Consider the following 23,315-nt stretch of genomic DNA (forward strand, 5'->3'; position numbering starts at 1 on the left):
CTGCGCCATCAGCATTTATCCATTATAAGGCCCTGGTTTTCTCTGGTATTTGGTTACTCCCTCAATAGCACTTTTTTATCGCATCCATAAGCCATGAATTTGGCGTAACTCTTTATCCAGAACCTCGTCGCATTGCCGCGCCAATATCCATTAGGCGAGTGCTCGCACGCTGACAAGACACATCGCCTTTGTCATAAGCCAAAAACTAATGCAGAATTTTTTATGCCGCGCGGTATCGTCAACGCCACTGCTTTAACCTCGCGCCTGGACAAACCTCATTAACGTGAGTATTCATTTTTTATATTTCGTTAATGATATATCTTACCCAATGTATTTTTAAATATTTAATGCAGTTTCTCTAATGAAAGCATCTTTTAGCGAAAAGGTCGCAGATAAGCGCTTTGTGGAATACTGAGCAACCCCTTTAATCATCTGTGCTTTTTAAAGCCTTACGCTGTAACAAAACGTGTTTAACCTTAAGGAAATTGGTTTTTTGGTTGGGTTTTGTGTGGGGTTATAATCATTTCTTTCCGGTTAATTCTTATATTTACAACTGAGATTTTACAACAAAATACTTATTCAATAATTAATCTTATCTGGCTTTTTTTTATTAAAGTTTAGCAGGAAGGGTTCGATAATAATAATGCGTAAATAATACGTTCTCATAAGAAGGAATTTACCATGTCAGTCATCAACACTAACGTCCTGTCGTTAATTACTCAAAATAACCTGAATAAGTCTCAGTCATCTCTCGGTACGGCGATTGAGCGCCTGTCATCGGGTCTGCGCATCAACAGTGCCAAAGATGATGCCGCGGGGGAAGCCATTGCTAACCGCTTTACGTCAAATATCAACGGTCTGACGGTTGCGGCGCGTAACGCCAATGATGGGATTTCGTTGTCTCAGACGGCTGAAGGCGCGCTGGATGAAATAAACAACAACCTGCAGCGCGTCCGCGACCTGACTGTTCAGGCGCAGAATAGCTCTAACTCAGCCTCTGATATCGACTCTATCCAGGCCGAAGTTAACCAGCGTATGCAGGAAATTGACCGTGACACGAAACAGACGGATTTCAACGGCATTAAAGTGTTGAACACGGGTTCAGGCAACAGCACTTATAATTTCCAGGTCGGTTCTCAGGATGGGCAGACTATCGGTATCACCATTAGCTCAAGTGACAGCTTCGATTTGGCTGCAGCGGGTAACGCGTCTTCAGGTACTGTGCAGAACACCAGTGTGACAACCGGGCAGACGGTTAATGGTACAGCCCGCAGCACCGCGGCTATCGGCTTCGACGTGCTGAAAGGTGCAGTCACTGGTGGTAGTAGTGGTAGCGCTTCTGGTAGCACCCCGCTGGCGGATATCGATAAAGCGATTAAGGCCGTTGACAGCCAACGTAGCCTGTTGGGTGCGTCTCAAAACCGCTTTGAATCTACAATCAGCAACCTGAATAATACCGTGACTAACCTGACTGCTGCACGTAGCCGTATTCAGGACGCGGACTATGCGACCGAGGTATCAAATATGTCACGTGCACAGATCCTGCAGCAGGCGGGTTCATCTGTACTGGCACAGGCCAATCAGGTTCCACAGACCATGCTGTCTTTACTGCGCTAATCCTCAATTTAAAAACCACGCTTTTTTTAAGCGTGGTTTTTTTCAGACCGCCTGCGGGAAAACCAGGCTAATTAACTTTGCGGATAAAATCACTGAATGCCGCTAATTGCCTGGCCAGATGCTCAAGCGTGCCCTGCTCAATCACCTTACCCGCCTGTTCATCAACTTTATTCTGAATGACACCACCCATAAATTCCGGTTTGTTCAGTACCATGGCGTCAAGAAACACCAGAATTTGACGCAGGTGATACTGACAACGCGCGCCACCGATCGCGCCCATGGAGCTGGTCTGAATCGCCACCGGTTTTCCCGCGAGCGGCTGATTGGGAACGCGGGATAACCAGTCGATCGCATTTTTCAATCCGCCCGGGACAGAATAGTTGTACTCCGGTGTGACGATAATCACGCCATCTGCCTGACGAATCTGTTCAGCGATCTTTTCAACAGGGGCAGGAAACCCCTCTTCTTGCTGAATATCGGCGTCATAAAGTGGAATATCCCGAATGGATGGAAGCGCCTCAATCAGCACGCCCTGTGGGGCCAGTTGCGGTAGCGCCTGTGCAATCATTGCGTTGTACGAACCTTTTCTCAGGCTTCCCAGTAGCGTGACGATTTTCAACGGTTTATCAGACATCATTTTTCCTCTTTTTGATGGCTAAAATCATCCCCGAAAAACCTGGGGAAGCGTATGCGTATTCTATGCGATTAGAAGCAGGTTTTTTATGAGAATGTGTTAGCTGGCTTTATATTCCGCCTCCACAGGTACATCGTGCAAAATCACATATCGCCAATCCAGCGCGCCGCCATTGCCTGCTGTCGGCAGTAAACGTGACATTGTTAAAATGGTCGCGGGCGACGTGGGATACAGTAGGGAACACATCGAAGAGGTAGGCGTGATAACACGCCACCGCAACACCGGTTCAGGAGGGAGAGAGCATGGTCAGTTCGGATAAATATGTCATCAGGCAAGCAACGTCGCAGGACCTGGCAGGCATCACTGCCCTGCTTCAGGAAAACTCAGCGGGGAATGGCGGAACGCTGAACGGGGATTTTCCTGGCGAAAAGGTTGCCGGGATGTTGAATCATCCGGGGGCCTTTGTGGTGGTCGCGCAATCCGCTTCTGGGATCGCCGGCGTGTTATTTAGCACCACATCGTTCCAGCAAGGTCCGGAGATCGTGAAAACGATGCTTCGTGCCTGGCCGCCCGCGCAGCAGTGCTGGATTTACGGCCCGGTCTGCATCAGCACGGCCGCCCGTGGTCAGGGCTTACTGGCGCGTTTGTACGATGAAATGTGCCGATATTACGGTAATAAAGCCCCCGTTCTGTTTATTCAGGCTGACAATTATCATTCCATTCAGGCTCACCAGCGCCTTGGAATGCGTGAAGTGGGACGGTTTAGTCTGAACGGCAGCGACTTTTTGATATACAGCCCGGCATGTTTTTAGACGACTGTCCTCGCACAAATTGAAACCTGCACCGGGTAAAAACGCTAAAATTAATCTGAATGGTTAACCGGAGCGACCGTGATGATTAAAATTTGCCTCACATGCGGCACGTCTTATCAACAGCTGGATGTTCAGATCGCGCACTGTAAAATTTGTGAAGATGAACGTCAGTATGTCCCTAAACAGGGGCAACAATGGATTTCACCTGAGGCACTGCATGCAGGCCACAGCAATAAATGGTATCAGCATGAAAAAGCCTTGTTGAGCCTGAAAACGGTGCCAGGATTTGCTATCGATCAGCGCGCTTTTTTAGTGAAAGGCACACAGGGCAACGTCCTCTGGGACTGTATTCCTAACCTTGATGATGCAACGATTGATATTGTTCGCGCACTTGGCGGCCTTAGTGCGATTGCCATTTCTCATCCTCATTACTACAGCACGATGCAAGACTGGGCGGCGGCTTTTGATGCGCCGATTTATCTGCACGCCAGCGATAGCGAGTGGATTATGCGCGACAGTCCGTACCTGCGGTTATGGGAGGGCGAGGCCAAAGAAATCATGCCTGAAGTGACACTGTTACGTTTAGGAGGGCATTTCGACGGTGGCACGGTGCTGCACTGGGCGAAAGACGATGGCGTCTTACTGTCAGGCGATGTCGTGCAGGTCACGGCTGGCGCGAACGCCGTCTCCTTTATGTGGAGTTACCCCAATATGCTCCCTTTGCCGGCGGCTAAAATCAGCGACATCGCCGCTCGCCTTGATCCCTATGATTTCGAACGACTTTACAGTGCGTTTGAAGGACGCGACATTGCGCCCAATGCGAAACAGGTCGTGATGCAATCTGCACAGAAATATATAGACAGTTTACGGTGAAACACGCCGCTATTCTGCCGCCACGTTTAAGGCTGTTTTAGCCACCAAAATCATCGACCAGATTCACCAGCAAGGGCTTTAAGGTTTTCAACTCTTCTATATGCGCCAGAGACAGCGCCTCAAGCAAGCCTTCTGCCTGAGGCGTTAATTTTAGGGCCATCCTACGTTGATCGGCGGCATCCGCTTCGCGGGTAATCAACCCCGCTTCCTCCAGCCGACTAATCAATCCTGATGCGCTGTGCGGTTTTAAAATCAGCCGCTCGGCAACGTACCCCACCGTCGCGGTTGCCGCTCCTGAACCGCGAATGGTCAGCAGTGCCTGATGCTGCTGTGGTGTTAACCCAACGCTGCGAGCCTGACTTTCACTAAACGCGATAAACGTGCGTAACGTCGCGCGGAAGTTTGCCAGTAAGGCGTAATCAGCATCTTTCATCTTCGGCTGTGACATGCAATAACCTTTTGTCATTAAATCCAGGTCGCGATGCGATGTAAATTCCCCGCCTTTACCTTGCTCAGGAAGACATTATGCAGGAGCTCGCTGTCGATTTACCTGCCAGGCTCAAATTAGCCGACCACACTGTAACGAAACGCGTCATTATACTGACTTTAAGGGGATTGCTGCCAGGCGCGGGTAATGCTTTCGGTGCCATTGCCTTGCTTAAGCTCATTGCACTGATGACGAATGTGTTCTGGTACAAACAGTTTTCATTTGCTGAAAACCCGATGTCGGGAAATGCCAACGCGCTGCATATTCTGGCCGCACCGTCTTATCATCGGTGTCATCGCACGCACATCGAGCAGGAATATACGACCGATACGCCAGAAACCACAAAAGCCCGGCAAATTATCTCAACGTCGCCCGCGACGTTGGATGCATCGCTCACGCTGAGTGAGGTCATTGAACGGATGTCAGATCGCCATGCACATCATCATTACCCGGTGGTCGTGTTTTTATCTGTAGTGTCGCGTAAAGACAGGACTCACTGGCAAAGGCAGAACAAGTCACCAGACAGTCGTTGGCAAGATCTGGTGGAAGATGAAAAACCTGTCAGTACCTGCCCGGATACGGTGTGCAGTCAGATTGCAGATCAGGAAATCGGTATTGTCGTCGTGACGGTGCCACAATCTGGCAAGGTGGTTGGGGTGATCACGCGGCACGATATTTTCCGGGTACGTTATCTCGCCCGACAGGCTGAGCATGATAAGGCGCGCTATTTACGATTTAGGACAATAAGTGATAAGAGCCGCCAGGCTAATTAACCGGGCGACATTTTACGCTATCCGCCTTAACGGGCGGATAGCGTGTTAACGATGGCATTGCGAAAAGTATGAGAAGGCGTTCATAAGTATTCAACGTGCTTGTCGGCCCGTTGCGACGCGTTAGCCTTTGAGTTTGATTTGCTCAAGCCCCTGTAAAACGTGGTTGATATCGTTATCCGTCAGATGCTGGACGTTGAGTTGCTGATGCAGATGGGTCAGCTCATCTTTTGTGAAACCACCCTGTGACAGTTGCTGATTGATGGCTTGCAAAATTTGTCCGTCTAACAGGTTAATTTGCTTCCTCAGGTCTGCCAGATCTTTTGCGGGCGGCACGGAATGAGGTGCGCCCAACCAGTCAGCCAGATAGCGATACTGAATCGCTTTGCTGGCATCCATTAAACCCTGAAAAAACACCGTCACGGACTGCGGATCAAGCCCGGCTTGTGCCGATTTCTCCTTGGCTTCTGCCAGTACATCCTGCTCTCGCGGCAGGTCTTCAATCGGCTTATTGTGGGTTTTTTTGAAGGCGGCGACATCCTTCATTAATAACATTCTCTCATGAAGCGCACGCGAGAGTTGCGAAACGGGTTCTGACGCCGACGGGGCAGCAGCAGCAGAGCCGCAAAAAATTAACGCAGCAAGAAGAAAGGTCATATATTGCATGTTTGGTTAGCCTGTTTCCAAATAGTTGAAAAAGATTAATCAGATTAAACGTCCCTCTCATAGATGGAGTGTCGGTGAAATATTATTTAATCTCTGTAATTAACTAATACAAATTATAACCAGAATGCTACATAACAGCTAACACATGTTAAGAGAAGTTAACGTATCTTTTGTGAATGATTCGGTTTCGCCAGTGATTATTAAGGCTTTAAGCTGTTAATTTACTGATGGAGCACGGATTTATATGTATGTTATTGATATTAATAAAATTATTAGTTGGGCTTCCGCTTAAGATCATATTAAATATTTATGCTTACATTGGCCATAAATGTAAAAGTATGTCAGCAAAAATCCGCCATAAATTATTCGCTCCCTAACTATCCTGGCCCTTACTATTAACACCAAAGCCTGAAATAGACATAAAAATCCACATAAATGCATTCATGTCACAATTGTGAATTTATATTTCAAAATGTCTTTAAAGTTTTCATTGTGACAGTCGATAAGTTTTATTAAGCAGTGTGGTGTAAATACAGACTGCAAAATAATAATTCTGTATCGGCCTATCAGGGTGAAATTATGTCTATTACGCGTACGTTTTCCGATATGAAAATGGGTAAAAAGCTGGGGTTGAGTTTTTGTGTGCTGATTGTTGCCACTCTGGCTATTGCTCTCTTAGCGTTTAAAGGCTTTCAAAGCATCAAAGAGAATGCAGCAAAGCAGGATATTACTGTTGATATGGTCAATGCTCTCAGCAAGGCACGCACGAACCGTCTGCTGTATCAATATACTAAAGATGATCAATATGCTCAGGTTAACGCCAGTGCACTCAACCAGTTAAGCACCCACTTTGATAAGCTGAAAAAATTTGACTGGAACACCGAAGGCAAAGAACAACTCAGTGTATTAGGCACCGCTATACAAAACTATCAGACGCTGCGGCAGGCATTTTACAGTGCGGCGAAAAGCTCCTCAGCGGCGGCTACGTTGATTCAGGATAATGATCTCCTCTCTCTTGGACAAAGCCTTGATGGGCTGAATCTTTCCGCTCAGCCCGAAGCGATGCTACAGGTATTGCGGTTGGCCTCACTCCTCAAGGAAATTGCGGGTGATGTAGAACGCTTTATTGATAAACCCAGTGAGTCCAGCAAGACCGAAATTTATGGCAACATTACCTCTGTCGAACAGATACGTGCTCAGTTGTTAGCGCTTTCTGTCCCCGAAATCCAGGCGGTGTTGAATACGCAAAAAACGGATTTAGCGAAACTTAAACAGGCTTTCGTGGATTACATTGCCGCCATGGGTAAGGAATCAACGGCATCGACGGAGCTCAGTGCTACAGCAGAAAAGCTGAATGGATATGTGGCTGGACTCTTTAACTATCAGGCGTCTGAATCCGCTGACGCATTACGTAGCGCTGAAAGCCAGATCGCAATCGTTGCGGCTATTTGTGTTCTGCTTAGCTTGTTAGTGGCCTGGCGCATCACCGTCTCAATTACTGTTCCGTTAAAAGAAACCCTGAGCGTTGCCCAGCGTATCTCTGAAGGCGATCTCACTGCTACGCTTTCAACCACGCGTCGTGATGAACTCGGGCAGTTAATGCAGGCCGTCAGTGTGATGAATGAGAGCCTGCAAAACATCATCACCAACGTGCGCGATGGTGTGAACAGCGTGGCACGCGCTTCCTCTGAGATCGCCGCCGGTAATATGGATTTGTCATCGCGCACTGAACAGCAGTCTGCTGCCGTGGTGCAAACTGCGGCCAGCATGGAAGAGTTAACCTCAACCGTGAAGCAAAATGCCGAGAACGCCCACCACGCCAGCCAACTGGCAACGGAAGCGTCTGTCAACGCTGGGCGAGGCGGTGACATCATCCGTAACGTTGTCACCACCATGCAAGGTATTACGACCAGTTCGGGTAAAATTGGTGAAATCATCAGCGTAATAAATGGGATCTCCTTCCAGACGAATATTCTGGCACTCAACGCGGCTGTTGAAGCGGCACGAGCCGGTGAACAGGGCCGTGGTTTTGCGGTCGTGGCAGGCGAAGTCAGAAACCTTGCTCAGCGCAGTTCCGTTGCGGCGAAGGAAATCGAAACACTGATTCGTGATTCGCTGAACCGCGTTAATGAAGGCTCAACGCTGGTCGATCAGGCGGGAAGCACAATGGATGAGATTGTACTGTCTGTGACCCAGGTGAAAGACATCATGAGTGAAATCGCTGCAGCCTCCGATGAGCAAAACCGCGGAATATCGCAAATCGCTCAGGCCATGACGGAGATGGATACGACAACGCAGCAAAACGCCGCGCTGGTTGAAGAGTCTTCGGCCGCCGCCAGCTCGCTGGAATCCCAGGCGGAAGAGCTGGAGAAAACCGTCGCTGTCTTCCGTGTGCCTGCGAACAGAAGTGGTATGGCCATTAGCCACAGCGCACCGAAGTCTGCACCTAAGACGCTGATCTCTCCACGTCAGCCCAGCACGGCAGAAGGTAACTGGGAGACTTTCTGATCCTTGCTAAAACGAACGCCGGCTTTATGCCGGCGTTTGCCTTCCTGGCGCATCTACATTCAGCATGACTGTCCAGCCCGTCTGATTCCCGTTGAACAGAGAAGATCAATCCCTTCTCTGCTTCATTCAGGCGAAAGCGCCCTTCTCCATCCGAATATGCTGACTGCGCGGCCAAAGCGTCGCTTTGCTCCCCACGCCCAATGCCCAGCAAAAGCGCCCTGCCATTAGCCAACAGCAAGGCTGATTTATCTGCCGAGAGACAGAGCGGTGCTCATGTTGTTTTTCCAGGTTTAACGCACATACAGAGTAATCCGGCCAATATCAGAAACACGCCCGCCATCGCGCCTGCATGGAATGGCTCAGCGAACAGCGGAAGGCTGATAGCCAGGAGCCATACCAGTACGTAACTGATGCTTAGCAGCGGATAAGCCCGACTCAGCGGTAGATGGCGTAATGCTAAAAACCAGCACACCATTGAGCAGGCGTAAGCCGTTAACCCGCCGCACAATACCAGCAGCGGTAGCCAGTGGAAGGAATAGTGCGTCATTAGCAGAGACAACGCGGGCAACTGGTGCATTGCCCAGCGCAGCATCAACTGAGCAACCGTCACCAGTAAAACGCTACACATTGCCAGCAGATAGCCCGTCATGCATAACTCCCTATGATAGCGACGCCCGCGACAATCAGGACGGTGCCAGCCCATTGCCAGCGGGTCATTTTTTCATGCCAGATAAAGCGTGCAGCCAGCGCCACTAAGATGAAGTTGATACTCAGCATCGGGTACGCCAGGCTTACCGGTAAACGCTGCAGCACCAACAACCAGACGATCATCCCCAGGCCCAACATCGCCAGGCTGGCAATCAGCCAGCCGGTGAGTTTAGCCCGGTTTGTTTGACGCGCCGCCTGCTTTTGGCAGAGCTGACCCGCGCAGGTCAGCAGGCTGGTCAGTAAGACCAACAACAGGCTCACGGCTACTCCGCCGCGTTATATTGCAACAGAAGCATCCGACCGTTGCGATAAACGGCATCCGCTGGCGGCAAATCTGTTGGTGTAGCTTCTCCTCGATCCAGCATCATAATAAGCGAGACATTGCCCTGTTTACGGTGCGCCTGAAGCCACTGGGGGAAATCTTCGCTGCTGACATAGGCTGATCGTGCGTCAGGGAAGCTTAAGCCATATTGCAGTTCGCCTTTTTCACTGTATGCAATGATATCGCTGCGTTTCATTGTCCAGGCAATCGCCGATGACACACCCGAATTATCACTTAAGATATAGCGGCTGTTAGCAAGGCTGCTTTCAATACTGCGAATAAACACCTGCGGCTGCTTGGTGTTTTCAACCCCTTCAGGGATGGCCGAGCCGACACACAGCGCCAACGTTAAAGGACACAGTGCTGCGGCCAGCCAACGATGTTGTGGCGATTTCAGGCTGAAAACGCCCACGATGGCCCAGCCGGCAAAGGACAGCACGGCCATCGTCAATGCCAGCAGTTGGTGTGAACCATAAAGAGGTCGATGGCTTAATCCCCAGGGCGCAAAGACCACTAACAACGCCACGACGCAGACGCTACCAAACAGGACATTGATCCACGCGTTGACTTTAAACACGCGCGTGTGATTGCGGGCCTTTTGCCAGGCATACTCAGCCATCAGCAAGGCCAGTGGCGCAAAGCAGGGCAAGATATACGTTGGCAGTTTGCCTTTTGCAATACTGAAAAACACCAGAGGAATAACAACCCAACTCAGAAGATAAACCGCACCCGGGGACTGTTTACGTTCACGCCAGCCCGACCGCAATGCCCCCGGCAGCAACGCCAGCCAGGGAAGCGAGCCGGCAACCAGAACAGGCAGGTAATACCAGAAAGGGGCTTTATGCTGCGCATTATCTTCGGCAAACCGCTGAATATGCTCAACCCAAAAGAAGTAATGCCAGAAATCAGGCTGCTGTTGCTGAATGGCTATCGCCCAGGGCGCGCTGATTAACGCCGCACTGATTATGGCAAGGGGGCCATAGATAATCAGTTCGCGGAAACGCTGATTCCAGACGGCCCACGGCAGGATAGCCAGCACCGGCACGGCCAGCGCCAGAAACCCTTTGGTCATAAAACCCATGCCGCATGCCAGCCCCAACAACAGGTAGCGCACGATGCGTTGCCGGGTGTTTTGCGCCTCAGTGGCAAACCAGTAGCTGCACATGGCAGCCACCATCCACAGCGTCAGCATCGGGTCCAGCACAGCATAGCTGCCAATGCTGTACACCAGCAGGGACGTTAAAAAGATGACGCTGCCCGTTAAAGCAACGCTACGCTGGACAAAAATACGGCATCCCAGCCAGTAAATTAATACCGCGCTCATCAGCACAGAAAAGACGGAACCAATCCTGACCGCAAAGTTATTGTGACCAAAAATGGCCTGACCCACGGTATTGATCCAGTAACCCGCTATAGGTTTTTCAAAATAACGTAGACCGAAGAAGTGGGGCGTAATCCAGTTACCGTTTTGCAGCATTTCACGGCTGATCTCGGCATAGCGTGTTTCATCAGGCTGCCAGAGATTACGGAACTCCAGAGGAACTAAATAATAGAGGATAAAAAGTGAAACCAGTAAAAGGGTCTTTTTGGTGGCAGTCATGGTGCTTACCTTGTTAAATTCTCACAACCCAACCAGCCTTCCCGGCCAGCGATATGACCACGAACGACCTTACCCACGGGTAAAGTATCAAGGTCTTCAGGTAAGAGTTCGCTCAGTGGGCAAAACTGTATTCCTTGCGCACGGGCACGCTGCAACAACGTATCAAAAGCATCAAGCTGACTGATACCTTCCACTTCGGCATGAATGGTATAAACCGGCGTGCCCTGATCAGCCTGGATTTTTTCCAGAATATAATCGTTGAAACGCTCGGCACTGAGCGTGGGTCCGACCACTTCATCCCATGTCGGTAACGTGACGGGGATCTGGACCGTACCCAGTTCGCCGTTTCTTAACTGCGGTCGAAATGGCGCCGTCCCGCGACAGTCGCTGTTGTACTGGAAGCCAAAGGTTTCTTTAGCCTGAATAACCCGGCCATCTGCCCGCCAGCCAGCCACTGCTGAGCAGGTCACTGCCTGACCGGTTATCGCCTCCAGCGCGTCGCGGCCCATAGCAATCTGCTGAATGAGCTGCGGCTCTTTCCAGACGCCCGCCCAGGTTTGCCAGGCAAAATGATCCCAGGCATGCAGACCGACCTCATGGCGATCGGCGGTTGAGCGAATGATATCGCGCATCCCTGCCCCGATCCGCTTTCCAGGCCAGGCCGTTCCGGCTAACAGAATGTCCCAGCCATAAAGTGATGCTGCGCGTGAGCGCAGCATTTTCCACAGAAAGCGCGGTTTCATCAGACGCCATAAATGGCGTCCCATGTTGTCGGGTCCGACACTAAAGAAAAACGACGCCTGAAGATCATGTTTATTGAACAGATCCAAGAGCGCGGGGACGCCAAGTTTTGTCCCGCGCCAGGTATCTACATCAACACGCAGACCAACTTTCTTCATTCCTTGTCGTCCTGAAGCTCAACGGTACGCAGGAAGAAGTCGAGTGTGTTATCAATCGTGGTGTTCATTTCCACAGTTGGCGTCCAGCCGAGCAGGCGTTTTGCATTACGGATGGATGGCTTACGGTGTTCAACATCCTGATAGCCCTTACCGTAATAGCTGCTGCTTTCCACTTCGCGGAAACCGGCAAACGGTGGGAAGCTGGCACGCAGTGGATGACGTTCAAAGCTTTCCAGCAGGCGTTCGGCCAGCTCTTTGATACTCGCTTCGTTATCCGGATTACCGATGTTGATGATTTGTCCGTCGCAATTATTGTTTTTATTCTCAATAATTTTAAACAGCGCTTCTACACCGTCGCTGATATCGGTAAAGCAACGTTTCTGACGGCCACCATCAAACAGCTTGATCGGCGATCCTTCCACCAGGTTTAAGATCAGTTGTGTGATTGCGCGTGAACTGCCGATGCGCGCCGCATTCAGGTTGTCCAGGCGCGGGCCCATCCAGTTGAAAGGACGGAACAGGGTAAAGCGTAGCCCTTGTTTTTCACCATAAGCCCAGATGACGCGGTCCAGCAGTTGCTTGGAAACGGAGTAAATCCAGCGCTGTTTATTAATCGGGCCGACAACCAGATTGGAGTGATCCTCATCGAAGTTCGCATCGGTACACATGCCGTACACTTCAGACGTCGATGGGAAAATGATGCGTTTGCCGTACTTGACGCAATCACGCACAATTTTGAGGTTTTCTTCAAAATCCAGTTCGAAAACGCGCAGCGGGTTACGGGTATATTCGATCGGTGTCGCGATGGCCACTAATGGCAGGATGACATCACATTTTTTGATGTGATATTCGATCCATTCAGAGTGAATACTGATATCGCCTTCAACGAACTGGAAGCGCGGATGACCGACAAAGCGGCTAATCGCGTCTGAACCGATATCCAGGCCAAACACTTCAAAGTTGTCGTCCTGCAACAGACGCTCGGTCAGGTGATTACCGATAAAGCCGTTTACGCCCAGAATCAATACACGCGTACGACGTTTAACGGCTGCAACGGCCTGGGAATACAGCAGCGCGCCATTCACCATGCCAAGATGCTGAGCCAGCTGGATACCGTTCATGTAGACACTGTTGGCGGTCTGTCCGGTCTGAATCTCCAGTGCACCCTCGCCGCAAGCGACGACGAAAGGTTCCGCAGACAGCACGGTGCCAGGACGAACATTATGCGCAGTAGATAATACTTTTGCTTTCCAGACCACGAATTTGGTGGTGCCAGCAAAAGCAAAGGCGCCCGGCCATGGGTCAGTTACCGCACGCACCAGATTATTGATTTGGCTGGCTGGCAATGCCCAGTTAATCCGACCATCTTCAGGCGTGCGGCGACCCACTACGGTGGCTTCCGCTTCATTTTGCGCGGTGCCGACGATATTGCCCTGCTTCATGGCAGGCAACGCGCTTTCCAGCAGCTCAGTGGCGCAGTCGACCAGCTTGCGGTGCAGCGTTAGTGCGTTATCTTCATCGGCGATGGCGACACGCTGCTGAGCAATGATCTCGCCCGCGTCCGCTTTTTTAACCATGCGATGTAAGGTGACACCGGTTTCGGTTTCTCCGTTAACCAGCGCCCAGTTTAACGGTGCGCGTCCGCGATATTTTGGCAGCAGTGAACCGTGAAGGTTAAAGGCACCCTGCTTCGCACTGTTCAGAATCTGATCGCACAGCAGGTTACGGTAATAGAAAGAGAAAATCACATCGGGTTCAGACGATTTGATGCGATCGATCCACAGAGGATGGTTAACTTCATCCGGAGCATAAACCGGGATAGAATTTTCAGCCGCGATTCGCGCCACTGAGCCAAAAAAGTGATTTTCTGACGCCGTGTCGGCATGGGTATAGATGGCGCTGATGGTGTAACCTGCTTTCAACAGCGCATTGATGCCCGCACAACCCATGTCGTGATAAGCGAAGACGATAGTTTTCATTACTCGGTTTCCTGTACAGAACGGTCTTTCTGAGGATTGATAACACGTTGAATAAAATAGCGAGGTCTGGCACGGACATCGTTGTAGATACGGCCGATATATTCGCCAAGCAGCCCCATGCCAATAAACTGTGCACCTATGAAGATGAACAGCACGGCAAACAGCATAAAGACGCCATCACCAGCCCAGGCTGCGCCAAAGCACAGACGCAGCAGAATCAACACCAGGGAAAAGGCAAACCCCGTCAGCGCGATCAGGCTGCCGAGGACGCTCAGCATGCGCAGTGGTGTGGTGGTGAGGCAGGTCACCAGGTCATACATCAGGTTAATTAAGCGCATAAAGCTGTATTTTGAATCGCCATGCTCACGCTCAGCGTGCGTCACGGGTAATTCAATGGTGCGCCGTGCAAAGGTGTTAGCCAGAATTGGAATGAACGTACTGCGTTCGTGGCAATTCAACATGGCATCGATAATGTGGCGGCGGTAAGCCCGCAGCATGCAGCCATAATCGCCCATCGATTTGCCGGTCACGCGCTGAATCATCTGATTGATAGTGCGTGAGGCCTGACGACGGAACCAGCTGTCCTGGCGGTTCTGGCGCACGGTTCCCACAACGTCGTAGCCTTCCTGAGCGGCAGCAACCAGACGCGGGATCTCTTCAGGGGGATTCTGTAAATCCGCATCCAGCGTGATAATCAGATCACCGCTGACATGGCTGAAGCCCGCCATAATGGCAGAGTGCTGACCGTAATTTCGGTTAAGCAACACAGCCACAATATGGCTGTCCGGCAGTGAAGCTGCATCCGCAATCATCACGGCGGAGGCGTCCTGACTACCGTCATCGACCAGCAGGATTTCATAGTCCAGATTAAGGGTTTTACAGGCGTCATTGGTACGCTGAATCAACGCCGGTAAACTCTCCTGCTCGTTATAGACCGGGATAACCACCGATACTTTTTCAATCTCTTTATCGTCGAACATTTAAACCCCAGTCAGTCCACGTAGTGCGCTGATAACGCGTTCAACGTCATCGTCGGTCATGTCGGGAAACAACGGAATCGAACATATACGCTCGCTGTTCCACTCGGTGGCGGGCAGTGATAGGTGCGGATAGTGTTCACGGTAATATTTGTGAGTATGCGCCGCCCGGAAATGGAGACCGGTTCCAATGTCCTGATCTTTAAGCTTCTGCATCAGCGCATCACGGGAGAAACCGCATGCCTGCTCATCAACACGAATGATGAACAGATGCCAGGCATGTTGATGCTGCCAGGCTGGCGGAACCAGCGGTTTGAACGGCGTGTCTTTGAGCGCCTCCAGATAGCGTTGCGCAATGGCCGCCCGGCGCTGGTTAATTTCAGGCAACTTTTCGAGCTGGACCAGCGCAATAGCTGCGCTGATATCAGGCAGGTTGTATTTGAACCCAGGCATGATGACTTCAGCCTGTGGCTGACGGCCGTGGGTTTGTCTGTCAAAGGCATCAACGCCAAGACCATGAAACTTCAGGCTGCGAATTCGATCGGCAAGCGCGGCATCATCCGTGACGACCAGCCCACCCTCAGCACAGGTCATATTCTTGATTGCATGGAAAGAAAAAATCGCATTGCCATGTCCACCAACATGCTGGCCTTTGTAGTAAGTGCCTGCGGCATGTGCGGCGTCTTCGATGACCGGAATCCCGTGGCGTTTACCGATGGCATAAATGGCATCGATGTCGGCAGGCGCGCCGGCGTAATGGACAGGGATGATGGCTTTGGTCTTAGGGGTTATCGCCGCTTCAATGGCCTCAGGCGTTACCATCAGATTATCAACGTCGATATCAATCATTACCGGGGTTGCGCCCAGCAAGGTAATAATGTTCAGAGTAGAAACCCAGGTCAGCGAAGGGGTAATGACCTCATCACCTGCCTTGATGCCCAGCGCCATTAACATCACATGCATACCGGCTGTTGCAGACGTCACGGCAATAGCATGTTGATTCCCGGTCAGCTGGCAGAATGCACGTTCCAGTTCGGCACATTTTGGCCCGGTAGTAATCCATCCAGATGCAAACACATCACGCACTGCAGACAGTTCAGCTTCACCCAAAGAAGGTCGTGAAAACGGAAGAAATGCCATTAAGTAATATCCTTAAACTGTTTTGCAATTTTTCCAGCAAATTGAGCGCAATTTTGAAATAAAATAATGAAAAAAATGTCGTATACGTTCATCAAAAATCGCCAAAATCCGCGAAAAACAAGCAAAATCATTAAAATCTGCCTGGTGAAATAAATTATTAGCAAAACCTTTATTTCATACCGGTATCAAATCATACGCCCGCAACCTTAACCGAACATTAAACACCTTATGTAATTAACAAATTGACATGATATTTATCACTTTTACCAGACTAATCACTTTAAATAAACAGATATGTTTGACAGTTGCGTGAAGGTACTAAAAAGAGAATTTTGAGGGGCGTGTTCGGTATATGCGGTGGTTGACAGAAGCCTTGATATCGTTGAAAGTTAGACGGCAGAATCCTGTTGTTATTTAAACAAATAGCGTTGCGGCAATTGCTGAAAAAAAACGCAAGTCGCATTATTTTATTTATTTACATAAAGTTACCCGTAACCATGTGCGCCGAAAACGTAGCTGATACTCTCTACTGGAACCCTATGGTTCCCGAGCTGACCGTCGCGGACTTTGCCGCGTCTTATGCTTTTTATGTTGACGTTATCGGCTGGAAAGTCAGGATAAGACGTGCTCAGCCGGACTTCGCCTATTTGTGTTATGGTGAAGCACAGTTAATGATTGAGCAGATGCATGAAGAAGGCTGGCAGACCGCAAAATTGGCCCGACCTCTGGGACGGGGGATCAATTTTCAGATTGAAGTAGCGGATATCGACACGCTCTACAATCGACTGCTTACGCACGGAACGCCCCTCTTTCGTCCCCTGCGCGAAAATTGTTATCACACCGGCGCTCAATATGAATGTCAGAAAGAATTCCTGGTTCAGGACCCTGACGGCTATCTTCTGCGATTTTTTCAGCCTGGCGGTGGATCACCTTAGCCGTTAAACGCACGGACTTTCAGCAGACGCAGCACTGAAATTCGAGGTTAGCGCAAACGTCATATCATCACGCAGGTCAGTCACTGCGACGTTGTCGTTCTCAGCAGCAAACTTTTCACCGCAGTTAAATCCTCCCAGTACGTTGCCAGGAAGAAGTGTTGCCACTCTCCCTGTGTTTCCGGCTGCTTAATTTCACGACGTCGCGCTGGCGCATTCCTACGTCTGGATGTGTCCAAACAGGGTGGTGCATATCGTTTTATTCGATAACAGTGGGTGCTGATGGTTGAAGTGCGTTACCAGGCGATCACCTGGAAATATATGGAAGGAAATGATTCGTGGAACGACCATTATTTTGCCTGATAAGAAGGCATCAGACGGGGCGAATGCCTCCTCAGACATTAATCAGGATATAAAAAATTCGGCTGGACCACAGGCAAAGGTTATGTCTGCCGCTTTCCTCTGACTGAACATGATGATGCTCAGTTATTGCAAGGCTGTTATGACTATTATTATGGCTATATTGATGCCATCAAACGGGTGATGACCAGCGTTTCAATAGTCCAGATGGGCTCCATTTGCCTGCATTTTCGTTTTACAAAATAAATGTGAAGGACTGGCACAAGGCATCGCTGATGGCGTTATTGATATGCCATTTTGATCCAGGATTCAGAAGGAAAATCCAGCTAGCCGTGGAAAGGTCTGTCGCATAAACAGGATGATAATGGGCCCATCAAGTTAAGGATTTTATAATATCAAAGGGCCAGTATTCGCCCCTGACAAACACATTTCCTCTTCATGAATAGAGCCCATTTTAAGCATCTACAGCGGCACGATCTCGTCCACCTGATGCTGAAAAACGTAAGGATCAGAGATTAACCCAAACTGTTCATCATCCGGCCAGGTCACTGCGACGTGGTAGTTCTCACCAGCAAAATTTTTCACCGCAGTTAAATCCTCCCAGTACGTCGCCAGAAAGAAGTGTTGCCACTCTCCCTGTGTTTCCTGATGGACGAATGCGGCTTTGTTTCCCGATGTCGCGCTGGCGTGTTCAACGCCGGTCCTTTGAAGATGTCTGGCAAACCCTTCTGCATGTTTTAACGGAACGCATCCGTGCCACGTTCTTACAATCATCGTCTTCTCCTTAAAAGCCGTCTTCATTTGAGGATAATGCGTTGATTTTATACAACAGAATGGAATGTCAGGTAAAAAATTTGTCCGGCGGTGGCACAAATCCTAATTTGTTCTACAGTTACTGGCCCGACCAGGGATAACGACATTAATCATAGTAATAACAGAACGGTAACAAATATGGAATTGAGTAAGTTTGAGGTCAGAACAGGCCTGTGGCCACACATGCATTTCACCGATATTGAGTACGATCAGCGCGGCAGTAGCTACGAAATTTACGCCACCGATGTGACCCATCAAACCAAGAGCAAGCTGTTTATTTGCCGTACGGTTGATGAACAACAGGCGAGACTGCTGGCTGAACAGTTCAAAATCTGGCTGCCTAAAATCAATAGCAGAAAGCGCAAAGCCGCTTCAAAAACATCGCCGACAGGCTATGAACGTGTGGCATGCCATAAAGGCTGAAGCTGTTACTCGCCTGTTTCAACGGTTTAGTTAATCGTCACAGGATATGATGGACCAGTAGCAGTCAGGTTTATGCTGTTGGTCCAAACGCTATCAGAAAGAATAGGTTATCGCCGCCGTCAGAGAGGCATCATTGTGACGGAATACCACAGGACTGTCCGCAGCATTTTTATCCAGCCAACGATAGTCGCCGATTAAACTGGTCCCCCATCCTGACGCAAACTGGTGACTCCACGTTACGCTGGTATCCGTACCGTAAACCCCCCCCCCTTGGCACTGTACTGACTGTATCCGCTACGGGCATGTTGATCCGCATTAAGGGTTGTGAGCGGGAAGCCGCCAAAATTTTGCGGGCTTGCCATACGGCATTTGCGAATCAGGGCACCCTGAGTAATGTCTTTCATCCCCAGCGTGGAGACCATCTGGTCCAGATGAAGTTTCTCATCGATGATAACCTTCTGATTTATCTGGCCTAAAGGCTGGATAAGACATCTTTTATAACATTCTGGATCATCCGCGCAGAAGAGTGAGTTCAGTGCACTTTGTGTTTCTGTATCGCGGAAAGGCGCTAACGTTCCGTTGACAGCGCTTTACTGGTGATGTTCTGAAGCGTGGAATATCCTGGCCGGACGGTTTTCTTATTCAGCCAGCAGATAAGTTCGGTGGCAACAAATCCAGGAGTGATATCACGACGCACAATCTGCGCTGCACGGGCATCTAACTGTAGACCAACAGAGCCTGACCACTGATGGTACCCAAAGAAGTCGGTAGTAAGCTTACGCTGGGCGTAATATTGATGACCGGTAATGATTTTGTCGGTGAGTGATACTTAACGAAAGTAACGCTGAATCACAAAATCGAAATCACTTTCCACATCCTTCGGTAGAAAATGAAAGAAAGCATGTTTGGCCTTAAAATAACTCGTCTGCAGGATACAATAAATTTGCGCCAGTATTCCGGGGCGGCTGGTTGCGAGCGCCAGCTCATCTGACGTAAGCGACCAAATACTCCAGTTGCTGGCCTTCATCAAAATCAGGCCATACAGTGCGAATTTTTCTGCACGCGAAGGTATGGCCATCGCCAGGGCAAAAGGGAAACGGCGAGGAAAACAGCCAAAGTTGTCAGATAAACAGCAAAAAGAGCTTTGCAGGATGCACGGAAGCGGTGAGTACTCAATAAGCGATCTGGCCGAATTATTTTCCGTTTCGCGGCAGACTGTCTATCGGACGCTTTCCCCTGGACAAAAATGAGCAAGAGGATTTAATGAAATAAGCAAGGAGCACTTATGTACTACAGCAATGAAGTTATCAGCTATTTTCAGGCTAATAAAATTCTTGCGTTAAAACTCGACCATGCATTAGCGGGTGCAGGAAAAGCCGTATCAAATCAGATTGAGACGATCGCTGCAGGTACAACGCGAGCACTGTATTACACATCCTGTTTTACTGATGAATATCAGGATGTCTGCCAGAAACAAAAGACCGAAGACATTCGATTCAAAAACAGCGTTATTTATCTTTTGCAACATGGCAATGTTGCGTATGACATGTTTAAAATATATTTCGAAGAAATATTTAAATATAAAACCCCCGATCAACTGGAGCGCATCAAACAAATGCTTATGGCTGTTAATATCCATATTGCCGCCAGTTCACTCACAAACGCTGGGTTTGCTCTGGCAACAGCATCATTTGTCGCAGCAGGCATGAATCTAAGTCTTGAACTCAGTTCACTGGCAGGGCGAAGAGCGGGCGAGGTTGTAGGGGCTATTGGGATATACGGCGTGGTACAGAAAGCGGCAGATAGTGCCCATCGCCTACACGTCCAATACCCAGCCTATTACTCTGCACTCTACATGCAACAACTAGAAATGATGTACTTCCTCATAGAGCCATTGTTTGAGCGGGCTGAGGCGTTTAAAGCACAATGGGCATCGGATGATGGTATTGCAGATATCATCACCAGGATGATTCGATAATCATGATGAATCTTATTAAAAGGTTTTTCAGACGGGTATTCAGATCATTGATCTCGTATTATGGCCCGGCAGTGCTGACAATAATTTTCGCTTTAGTTCAGGGTTTGTTTTTTCCTGACAGCCCAATCTGGCTTATCCCCGTATTTTTTGTATTTGTGATGGTTGTTTTATCAATATGTGAGATTGTAAAGTTCAAACGTTAGCATCATCGTAAATTTATTTATAAGGAAATAATATGTCTACACCCGCACATTTATGGCTTGAAGATGAGAACGGATCTCCGATAGTCGGTAGCTGCATGATGCCACTCCGTCTGGGTTCTATCGAGTTAAAATCATTCTCTCACGGTGTCACTATTCCAGTTGACCCAAGCTGGGGAAAACTTACCGGAACGCGCGTTCATAGTCCGATCACGATAGTGAAAGAATTTGACCAAACGACACCTATTTTGTATCGCGCCGTCTGTGAAGGCCGCACATTGAAAAAAGCAACGATCAAGATGTACCGAATACTGGAATCGGGCATTGAGTCTGAATATTTCAATATCATCCTGGAAAACGTCAAAATCACGACAGTTTCCCCTTACCTTGCCCCTACAGGTATGAGCAGCAACCATCTGGAAACACTCGAATTACGTTATGAGGCAATTACCTGGAAGTATACGGAGGGTAATATTATCTACAGAGACTCATGGAACGATCGTTGTCGTGCCTGATGACGAGGGGCGCCAAAGGAGGCAATTGCCTCCTTTGGTTCTAGCCAGAACACTTAACGTCAGCATTAAACTGACCATGTGAAGCGCATGTTTTCCGGTTATTATCACTTTGCTTGATCTCATCAGGTTGTGTCACTAAGGCGACGATGTCGCGACCAGGCTGGAGTATAAAAACAACGTGTCAACGTAAGCCCAGGAAACGATGGAGAAACGGTCAAGGTGGCCCAAATGAAAACGAAACGCGTGCTGATTATTGAAGATGACGCTGATGCAGCGGGCGTACTTGAAGCCTATCTGAAACGGGATGGCTATGACGTGGCGATCGCCAGCAACGGCATGACCGGTCTGGAACAGGCCCAGCGCTGGCAGCCCGATCTGATTCTGCTGGATGTCATGCTGCCGGTGATGAATGGCACCGAAGTTTTGGCTGCCATCCGGCGCAGCGGTGATACGCCTGTCATCATGGTAACCGCGATGGGGGAAGCGCCCGACAGGATTGGCGCATTGCGTTATGGCGCTGACGACTATGTCGTCAAACCCTATAATCCCGGAGAGGTCGTCGCACGTGTTCAGGCTGTACTGCGTCGCACACAGCAGGCGAAAGTGCCAGATGAAAAGCTCTGCTGGGCGGGACTGGAGGTTGATCCTGAATCACTTACCGCCGTGGTTAATGGCGTCCACAGGCTCGATCTGACGCCAACGGAATTTTCTATTCTGGTTACCCTGATGCGCGCGCCCACGCGTCCTTTCAGCCGTTTGTTTTTACTTGAGAACTGCCTTCCAGAAAGTGATGCCCTTGAGCGGGTGGTTGATACGCATGTGTATAATTTGCGTCGCAAACTTGAAGCTGCAGGGATGTCGGAAATTTTACCCGCCGTTCGCAGCGTAGGTTACAGGTTCAGACAACCATGAAGCAGAAAACCCATGACTCCATGTGGCGCTGGATTTGCATTCGTATACTCATTCTCGGCTTAGGCAGCGTCATTCTTATTGCGTTCTGTATGTGGCTGAGGTTTGCCCTGCAAACGCTCTGGGTTTACTACCGGATGCCAACCGCGCTGTGGGAGGAGTTTTCTCGACTGCGCGTGCATCCGGAGCGCGATACGGCTCGTTTCCATCAGATTGTCGATCAGTGGTGGGGCGTCGGCTTCTCCGATCCCTCTATCGCGTCTGCGGACTGGATTACCGTAGCGGTGCTGGTCGCGGTGATTATTCCCTTTTTTGTCGTAATGGGATTGCGCTTTGCCCTGCCACTGGCGAAACAATTTAGTCAACTGGCGCACGCGGCACGGGATGTGGCACAGGGTAAATTCGGCACCTCGGTCGGTCAGGTTAATGGCGCGCCGCAAGAGTTAGTGCGTTTTACAGAAGACTTCAACCTGATGACACAGCAACTGGTGCGTTACGAACGTGAACTTAAAGCGTCGCATGTCGCGATTGCTCATGAACTGCGTTCTCCCTTGACCGCCGCAATGGGACGCCTGCAAGGCATTGTGGACGGGGTATTTGCACCCGAACCCCAGCAGTTTTCCATGATCATGAAACAGCTGACGCAGTTGAGTCGTCTGACGGATGAGCTTCATTTACTGTCGTTAGCAGAGGCAGGTCAGCTCAGCCTGAGTCTGACCCGGTTTAACCTTGCTGAGTTATTGCGTGAGAGAACCGCCTGGCTGGCGCTTCAGGCCGAGGCCGGGCAGGTAGCAATAGAAGTTCAGTCGCCCGCATCGCTGCCTTACACGGGAGATGCTTCTCGCTTAGGTCAGGTCGTGACGATTTTGATGGAGAATGCGTTGCGCTATGCTGCAGAAGGCAAACGAATTTCCGTTTATGCTCAGGCGTCCGCCACAGCGATCACCCTGCAGTTTCGTGATTATGGGCCTGGCGTCGAACCTCAGTTTTTAGCCGTTATTTTTGACCGTTTTACCCGGGCAGAGTCTTCACGCGCCCGCCATTCCGGCGGCAGCGGTCTGGGACTGTCCATTGCGAAAGCTATCGTTGAGGCTCATGGCGGTCGTATCCAGGCTCGGCTGCCATCAGAGGGCGGACTGCACGTTACCATTACCCTGCCCTTACATGACGCCATGCAGACTGCGTAAAATACC

24 protein-coding genes and 2 pseudogenes are annotated in these 23,315 nt (G+C 49.9%); 13 read left to right on the forward strand and 13 right to left on the reverse strand.

Annotated features, from left to right (window positions below; translation table 11 throughout):
• Positions 1–681 precede the first annotated feature (681 nt).
• A complete protein-coding gene (locus CMR03_RS12600) occupies positions 682–1,617 on the forward strand; it encodes a flagellin N-terminal helical domain-containing protein (protein ID WP_096011589.1) in 936 nt (311 codons plus the stop codon).
• A 67-nt stretch (positions 1,618–1,684) separates the two neighbouring features.
• On the opposite strand, the gene CMR03_RS12605 is transcribed toward CMR03_RS12600, so the two are convergent.
• Positions 1,685–2,251: an NADPH-dependent FMN reductase gene (locus tag CMR03_RS12605; RefSeq protein WP_063876898.1), complete on the reverse strand. Its 567-nt coding sequence runs from the start codon at positions 2,249–2,251 to the stop codon at positions 1,685–1,687.
• A gap of 302 nt (positions 2,252–2,553) precedes the next feature.
• On the opposite strand from CMR03_RS12605, the gene CMR03_RS12610 reads away from it, so the two are divergent.
• On the forward strand, positions 2,554–3,063 hold the full coding sequence (locus CMR03_RS12610; protein ID WP_096011590.1) for a GNAT family N-acetyltransferase: 510 nt from the start codon (positions 2,554–2,556) through the stop codon (positions 3,061–3,063).
• A gap of 81 nt (positions 3,064–3,144) precedes the next feature.
• Entirely contained in the window at positions 3,145–3,936 is a 792-nt protein-coding gene (locus CMR03_RS12615; RefSeq protein ID WP_096011591.1) for an MBL fold metallo-hydrolase, read from the forward strand.
• A gap of 37 nt (positions 3,937–3,973) precedes the next feature.
• Here the strand turns inward: CMR03_RS12615 and CMR03_RS12620 are convergent, their stop codons facing one another.
• Complete coding sequence (locus tag CMR03_RS12620; RefSeq protein WP_063876901.1) at positions 3,974–4,384, reverse strand: MarR family winged helix-turn-helix transcriptional regulator; 411 nt, start codon at positions 4,382–4,384, stop codon at positions 3,974–3,976.
• A 77-nt stretch (positions 4,385–4,461) separates the two neighbouring features.
• Between CMR03_RS12620 and CMR03_RS12625 the strand changes: the two genes are divergently transcribed.
• The gene (locus CMR03_RS12625) at positions 4,462–5,196 is read left to right on the forward strand and encodes a CBS domain-containing protein (protein ID WP_096011592.1); all 735 of its coding nucleotides are present in this window, start codon (positions 4,462–4,464) and stop codon (positions 5,194–5,196) included.
• Between the two features lie 120 nt (positions 5,197–5,316).
• Here the strand turns inward: CMR03_RS12625 and CMR03_RS12630 are convergent, their stop codons facing one another.
• A complete protein-coding gene (locus CMR03_RS12630) occupies positions 5,317–5,859 on the reverse strand; it encodes a chorismate mutase (protein WP_096011593.1) in 543 nt (180 codons plus the stop codon).
• Positions 5,860–6,438: 579 nt separating this feature from the next.
• Here CMR03_RS12630 and CMR03_RS12635 point away from each other — a divergent pair.
• Positions 6,439–8,367: a methyl-accepting chemotaxis protein gene (locus CMR03_RS12635; protein WP_096011594.1), complete on the forward strand. Its 1,929-nt coding sequence runs from the start codon at positions 6,439–6,441 to the stop codon at positions 8,365–8,367.
• A 271-nt stretch (positions 8,368–8,638) separates the two neighbouring features.
• Here CMR03_RS12635 and arnF read toward each other — a convergent pair whose 3' ends face one another.
• The 7 genes from arnF to arnB are packed head-to-tail and all read right to left on the reverse strand — an operon-like array spanning position 8,639 to position 15,992.
• The gene (gene arnF, locus CMR03_RS12640) at positions 8,639–9,016 is read right to left on the reverse strand and encodes a 4-amino-4-deoxy-L-arabinose-phosphoundecaprenol flippase subunit ArnF (RefSeq protein ID WP_096011595.1); all 378 of its coding nucleotides are present in this window, start codon (positions 9,014–9,016) and stop codon (positions 8,639–8,641) included.
• Positions 9,013–9,336 carry a 4-amino-4-deoxy-L-arabinose-phosphoundecaprenol flippase subunit ArnE gene (arnE, locus tag CMR03_RS12645; protein ID WP_063876905.1) on the reverse strand — a complete coding sequence of 108 codons (324 nt, stop codon included), beginning with the start codon at positions 9,334–9,336 and terminating at the stop codon, positions 9,013–9,015. The genes arnF and arnE overlap by 4 nt, the downstream gene beginning before the upstream one ends.
• Before the next feature lie 2 nt (positions 9,337–9,338).
• Positions 9,339–10,997 carry a lipid IV(A) 4-amino-4-deoxy-L-arabinosyltransferase gene (gene arnT / locus CMR03_RS12650; RefSeq protein ID WP_096011596.1) on the reverse strand — a complete coding sequence of 553 codons (1,659 nt, stop codon included), beginning with the start codon at positions 10,995–10,997 and terminating at the stop codon, positions 9,339–9,341.
• Positions 10,998–11,002: 5 nt separating this feature from the next.
• Positions 11,003–11,896, reverse strand: coding sequence for a 4-deoxy-4-formamido-L-arabinose-phosphoundecaprenol deformylase (arnD, locus tag CMR03_RS12655; protein ID WP_096011597.1), 894 nt, complete (start codon positions 11,894–11,896; stop codon positions 11,003–11,005).
• On the reverse strand, positions 11,893–13,875 hold the full coding sequence (gene arnA / locus CMR03_RS12660; RefSeq protein ID WP_063876908.1) for a bifunctional UDP-4-amino-4-deoxy-L-arabinose formyltransferase/UDP-glucuronic acid oxidase ArnA: 1,983 nt from the start codon (positions 13,873–13,875) through the stop codon (positions 11,893–11,895). The genes arnD and arnA overlap by 4 nt, the downstream gene beginning before the upstream one ends.
• The gene (gene arnC / locus CMR03_RS12665) at positions 13,875–14,855 is read right to left on the reverse strand and encodes an undecaprenyl-phosphate 4-deoxy-4-formamido-L-arabinose transferase (protein WP_096011598.1); all 981 of its coding nucleotides are present in this window, start codon (positions 14,853–14,855) and stop codon (positions 13,875–13,877) included. The genes arnA and arnC overlap by 1 nt, the downstream gene beginning before the upstream one ends.
• Positions 14,856–15,992, reverse strand: coding sequence for a UDP-4-amino-4-deoxy-L-arabinose aminotransferase (gene arnB, locus CMR03_RS12670; RefSeq protein ID WP_096011599.1), 1,137 nt, complete (start codon positions 15,990–15,992; stop codon positions 14,856–14,858).
• Between the two features lie 539 nt (positions 15,993–16,531).
• Between arnB and CMR03_RS12675 the strand changes: the two genes are divergently transcribed.
• Positions 16,532–16,927, forward strand: a complete 396-nt coding sequence (locus CMR03_RS12675; RefSeq protein WP_096011600.1) for a bleomycin resistance protein — start codon at positions 16,532–16,534, stop codon at positions 16,925–16,927.
• 459 nt (positions 16,928–17,386) lie between these two features.
• A pseudogene (locus tag CMR03_RS25885) lies at positions 17,387–17,585 on the forward strand (hypothetical protein).
• Between the two features lie 161 nt (positions 17,586–17,746).
• Here the strand turns inward: CMR03_RS25885 and CMR03_RS12680 are convergent.
• On the reverse strand, positions 17,747–18,058 hold the full coding sequence (locus tag CMR03_RS12680) for a hypothetical protein (RefSeq protein ID WP_096011601.1): 312 nt from the start codon (positions 18,056–18,058) through the stop codon (positions 17,747–17,749).
• Between the two features lie 177 nt (positions 18,059–18,235).
• Here CMR03_RS12680 and CMR03_RS12685 point away from each other — a divergent pair, with 177 nt between their 5' ends.
• On the forward strand, positions 18,236–18,520 hold the full coding sequence (locus CMR03_RS12685) for a hypothetical protein (protein ID WP_063876912.1): 285 nt from the start codon (positions 18,236–18,238) through the stop codon (positions 18,518–18,520).
• 93 nt (positions 18,521–18,613) lie between these two features.
• On the opposite strand, the gene CMR03_RS25580 is transcribed toward CMR03_RS12685, so the two are convergent.
• Positions 18,614–18,811: a MipA/OmpV family protein gene (locus CMR03_RS25580; RefSeq protein ID WP_244181376.1), complete on the reverse strand. Its 198-nt coding sequence runs from the start codon at positions 18,809–18,811 to the stop codon at positions 18,614–18,616.
• A 277-nt stretch (positions 18,812–19,088) separates the two neighbouring features.
• The gene (locus CMR03_RS25890; RefSeq protein WP_096011602.1) at positions 19,089–19,331 is read right to left on the reverse strand and encodes a DUF4158 domain-containing protein; all 243 of its coding nucleotides are present in this window, start codon (positions 19,329–19,331) and stop codon (positions 19,089–19,091) included.
• Positions 19,332–19,581: 250 nt separating this feature from the next.
• On the opposite strand from CMR03_RS25890, the pseudogene CMR03_RS12705 reads away from it, so the two are divergent.
• From CMR03_RS12705 to CMR03_RS12730, 5 genes and pseudogenes are all read left to right on the forward strand, one after another.
• A pseudogene (locus CMR03_RS12705) lies at positions 19,582–19,770 on the forward strand (helix-turn-helix domain-containing protein); the annotation flags it as partial.
• 35 nt (positions 19,771–19,805) lie between these two features.
• The gene (locus tag CMR03_RS12710; RefSeq protein WP_096011604.1) at positions 19,806–20,498 is read left to right on the forward strand and encodes a hypothetical protein; all 693 of its coding nucleotides are present in this window, start codon (positions 19,806–19,808) and stop codon (positions 20,496–20,498) included.
• A 235-nt stretch (positions 20,499–20,733) separates the two neighbouring features.
• Positions 20,734–21,213 carry an Hcp family type VI secretion system effector gene (locus CMR03_RS12720; RefSeq protein ID WP_096011605.1) on the forward strand — a complete coding sequence of 160 codons (480 nt, stop codon included), beginning with the start codon at positions 20,734–20,736 and terminating at the stop codon, positions 21,211–21,213.
• 228 nt (positions 21,214–21,441) lie between these two features.
• Positions 21,442–22,125 carry a response regulator gene (locus CMR03_RS12725; protein ID WP_096011606.1) on the forward strand — a complete coding sequence of 228 codons (684 nt, stop codon included), beginning with the start codon at positions 21,442–21,444 and terminating at the stop codon, positions 22,123–22,125.
• A complete protein-coding gene (locus tag CMR03_RS12730) occupies positions 22,122–23,309 on the forward strand; it encodes a sensor histidine kinase (protein WP_096011607.1) in 1,188 nt (395 codons plus the stop codon). The genes CMR03_RS12725 and CMR03_RS12730 overlap by 4 nt, the downstream gene beginning before the upstream one ends.
• Positions 23,310–23,315: the final 6 nt, after the last annotated feature.

It is taken from the genome of Pantoea allii, assembly GCF_002307475.1.
In the GTDB taxonomy this organism is placed as follows: Bacteria; Pseudomonadota; Gammaproteobacteria; order Enterobacterales; family Enterobacteriaceae; genus Pantoea; species Pantoea allii.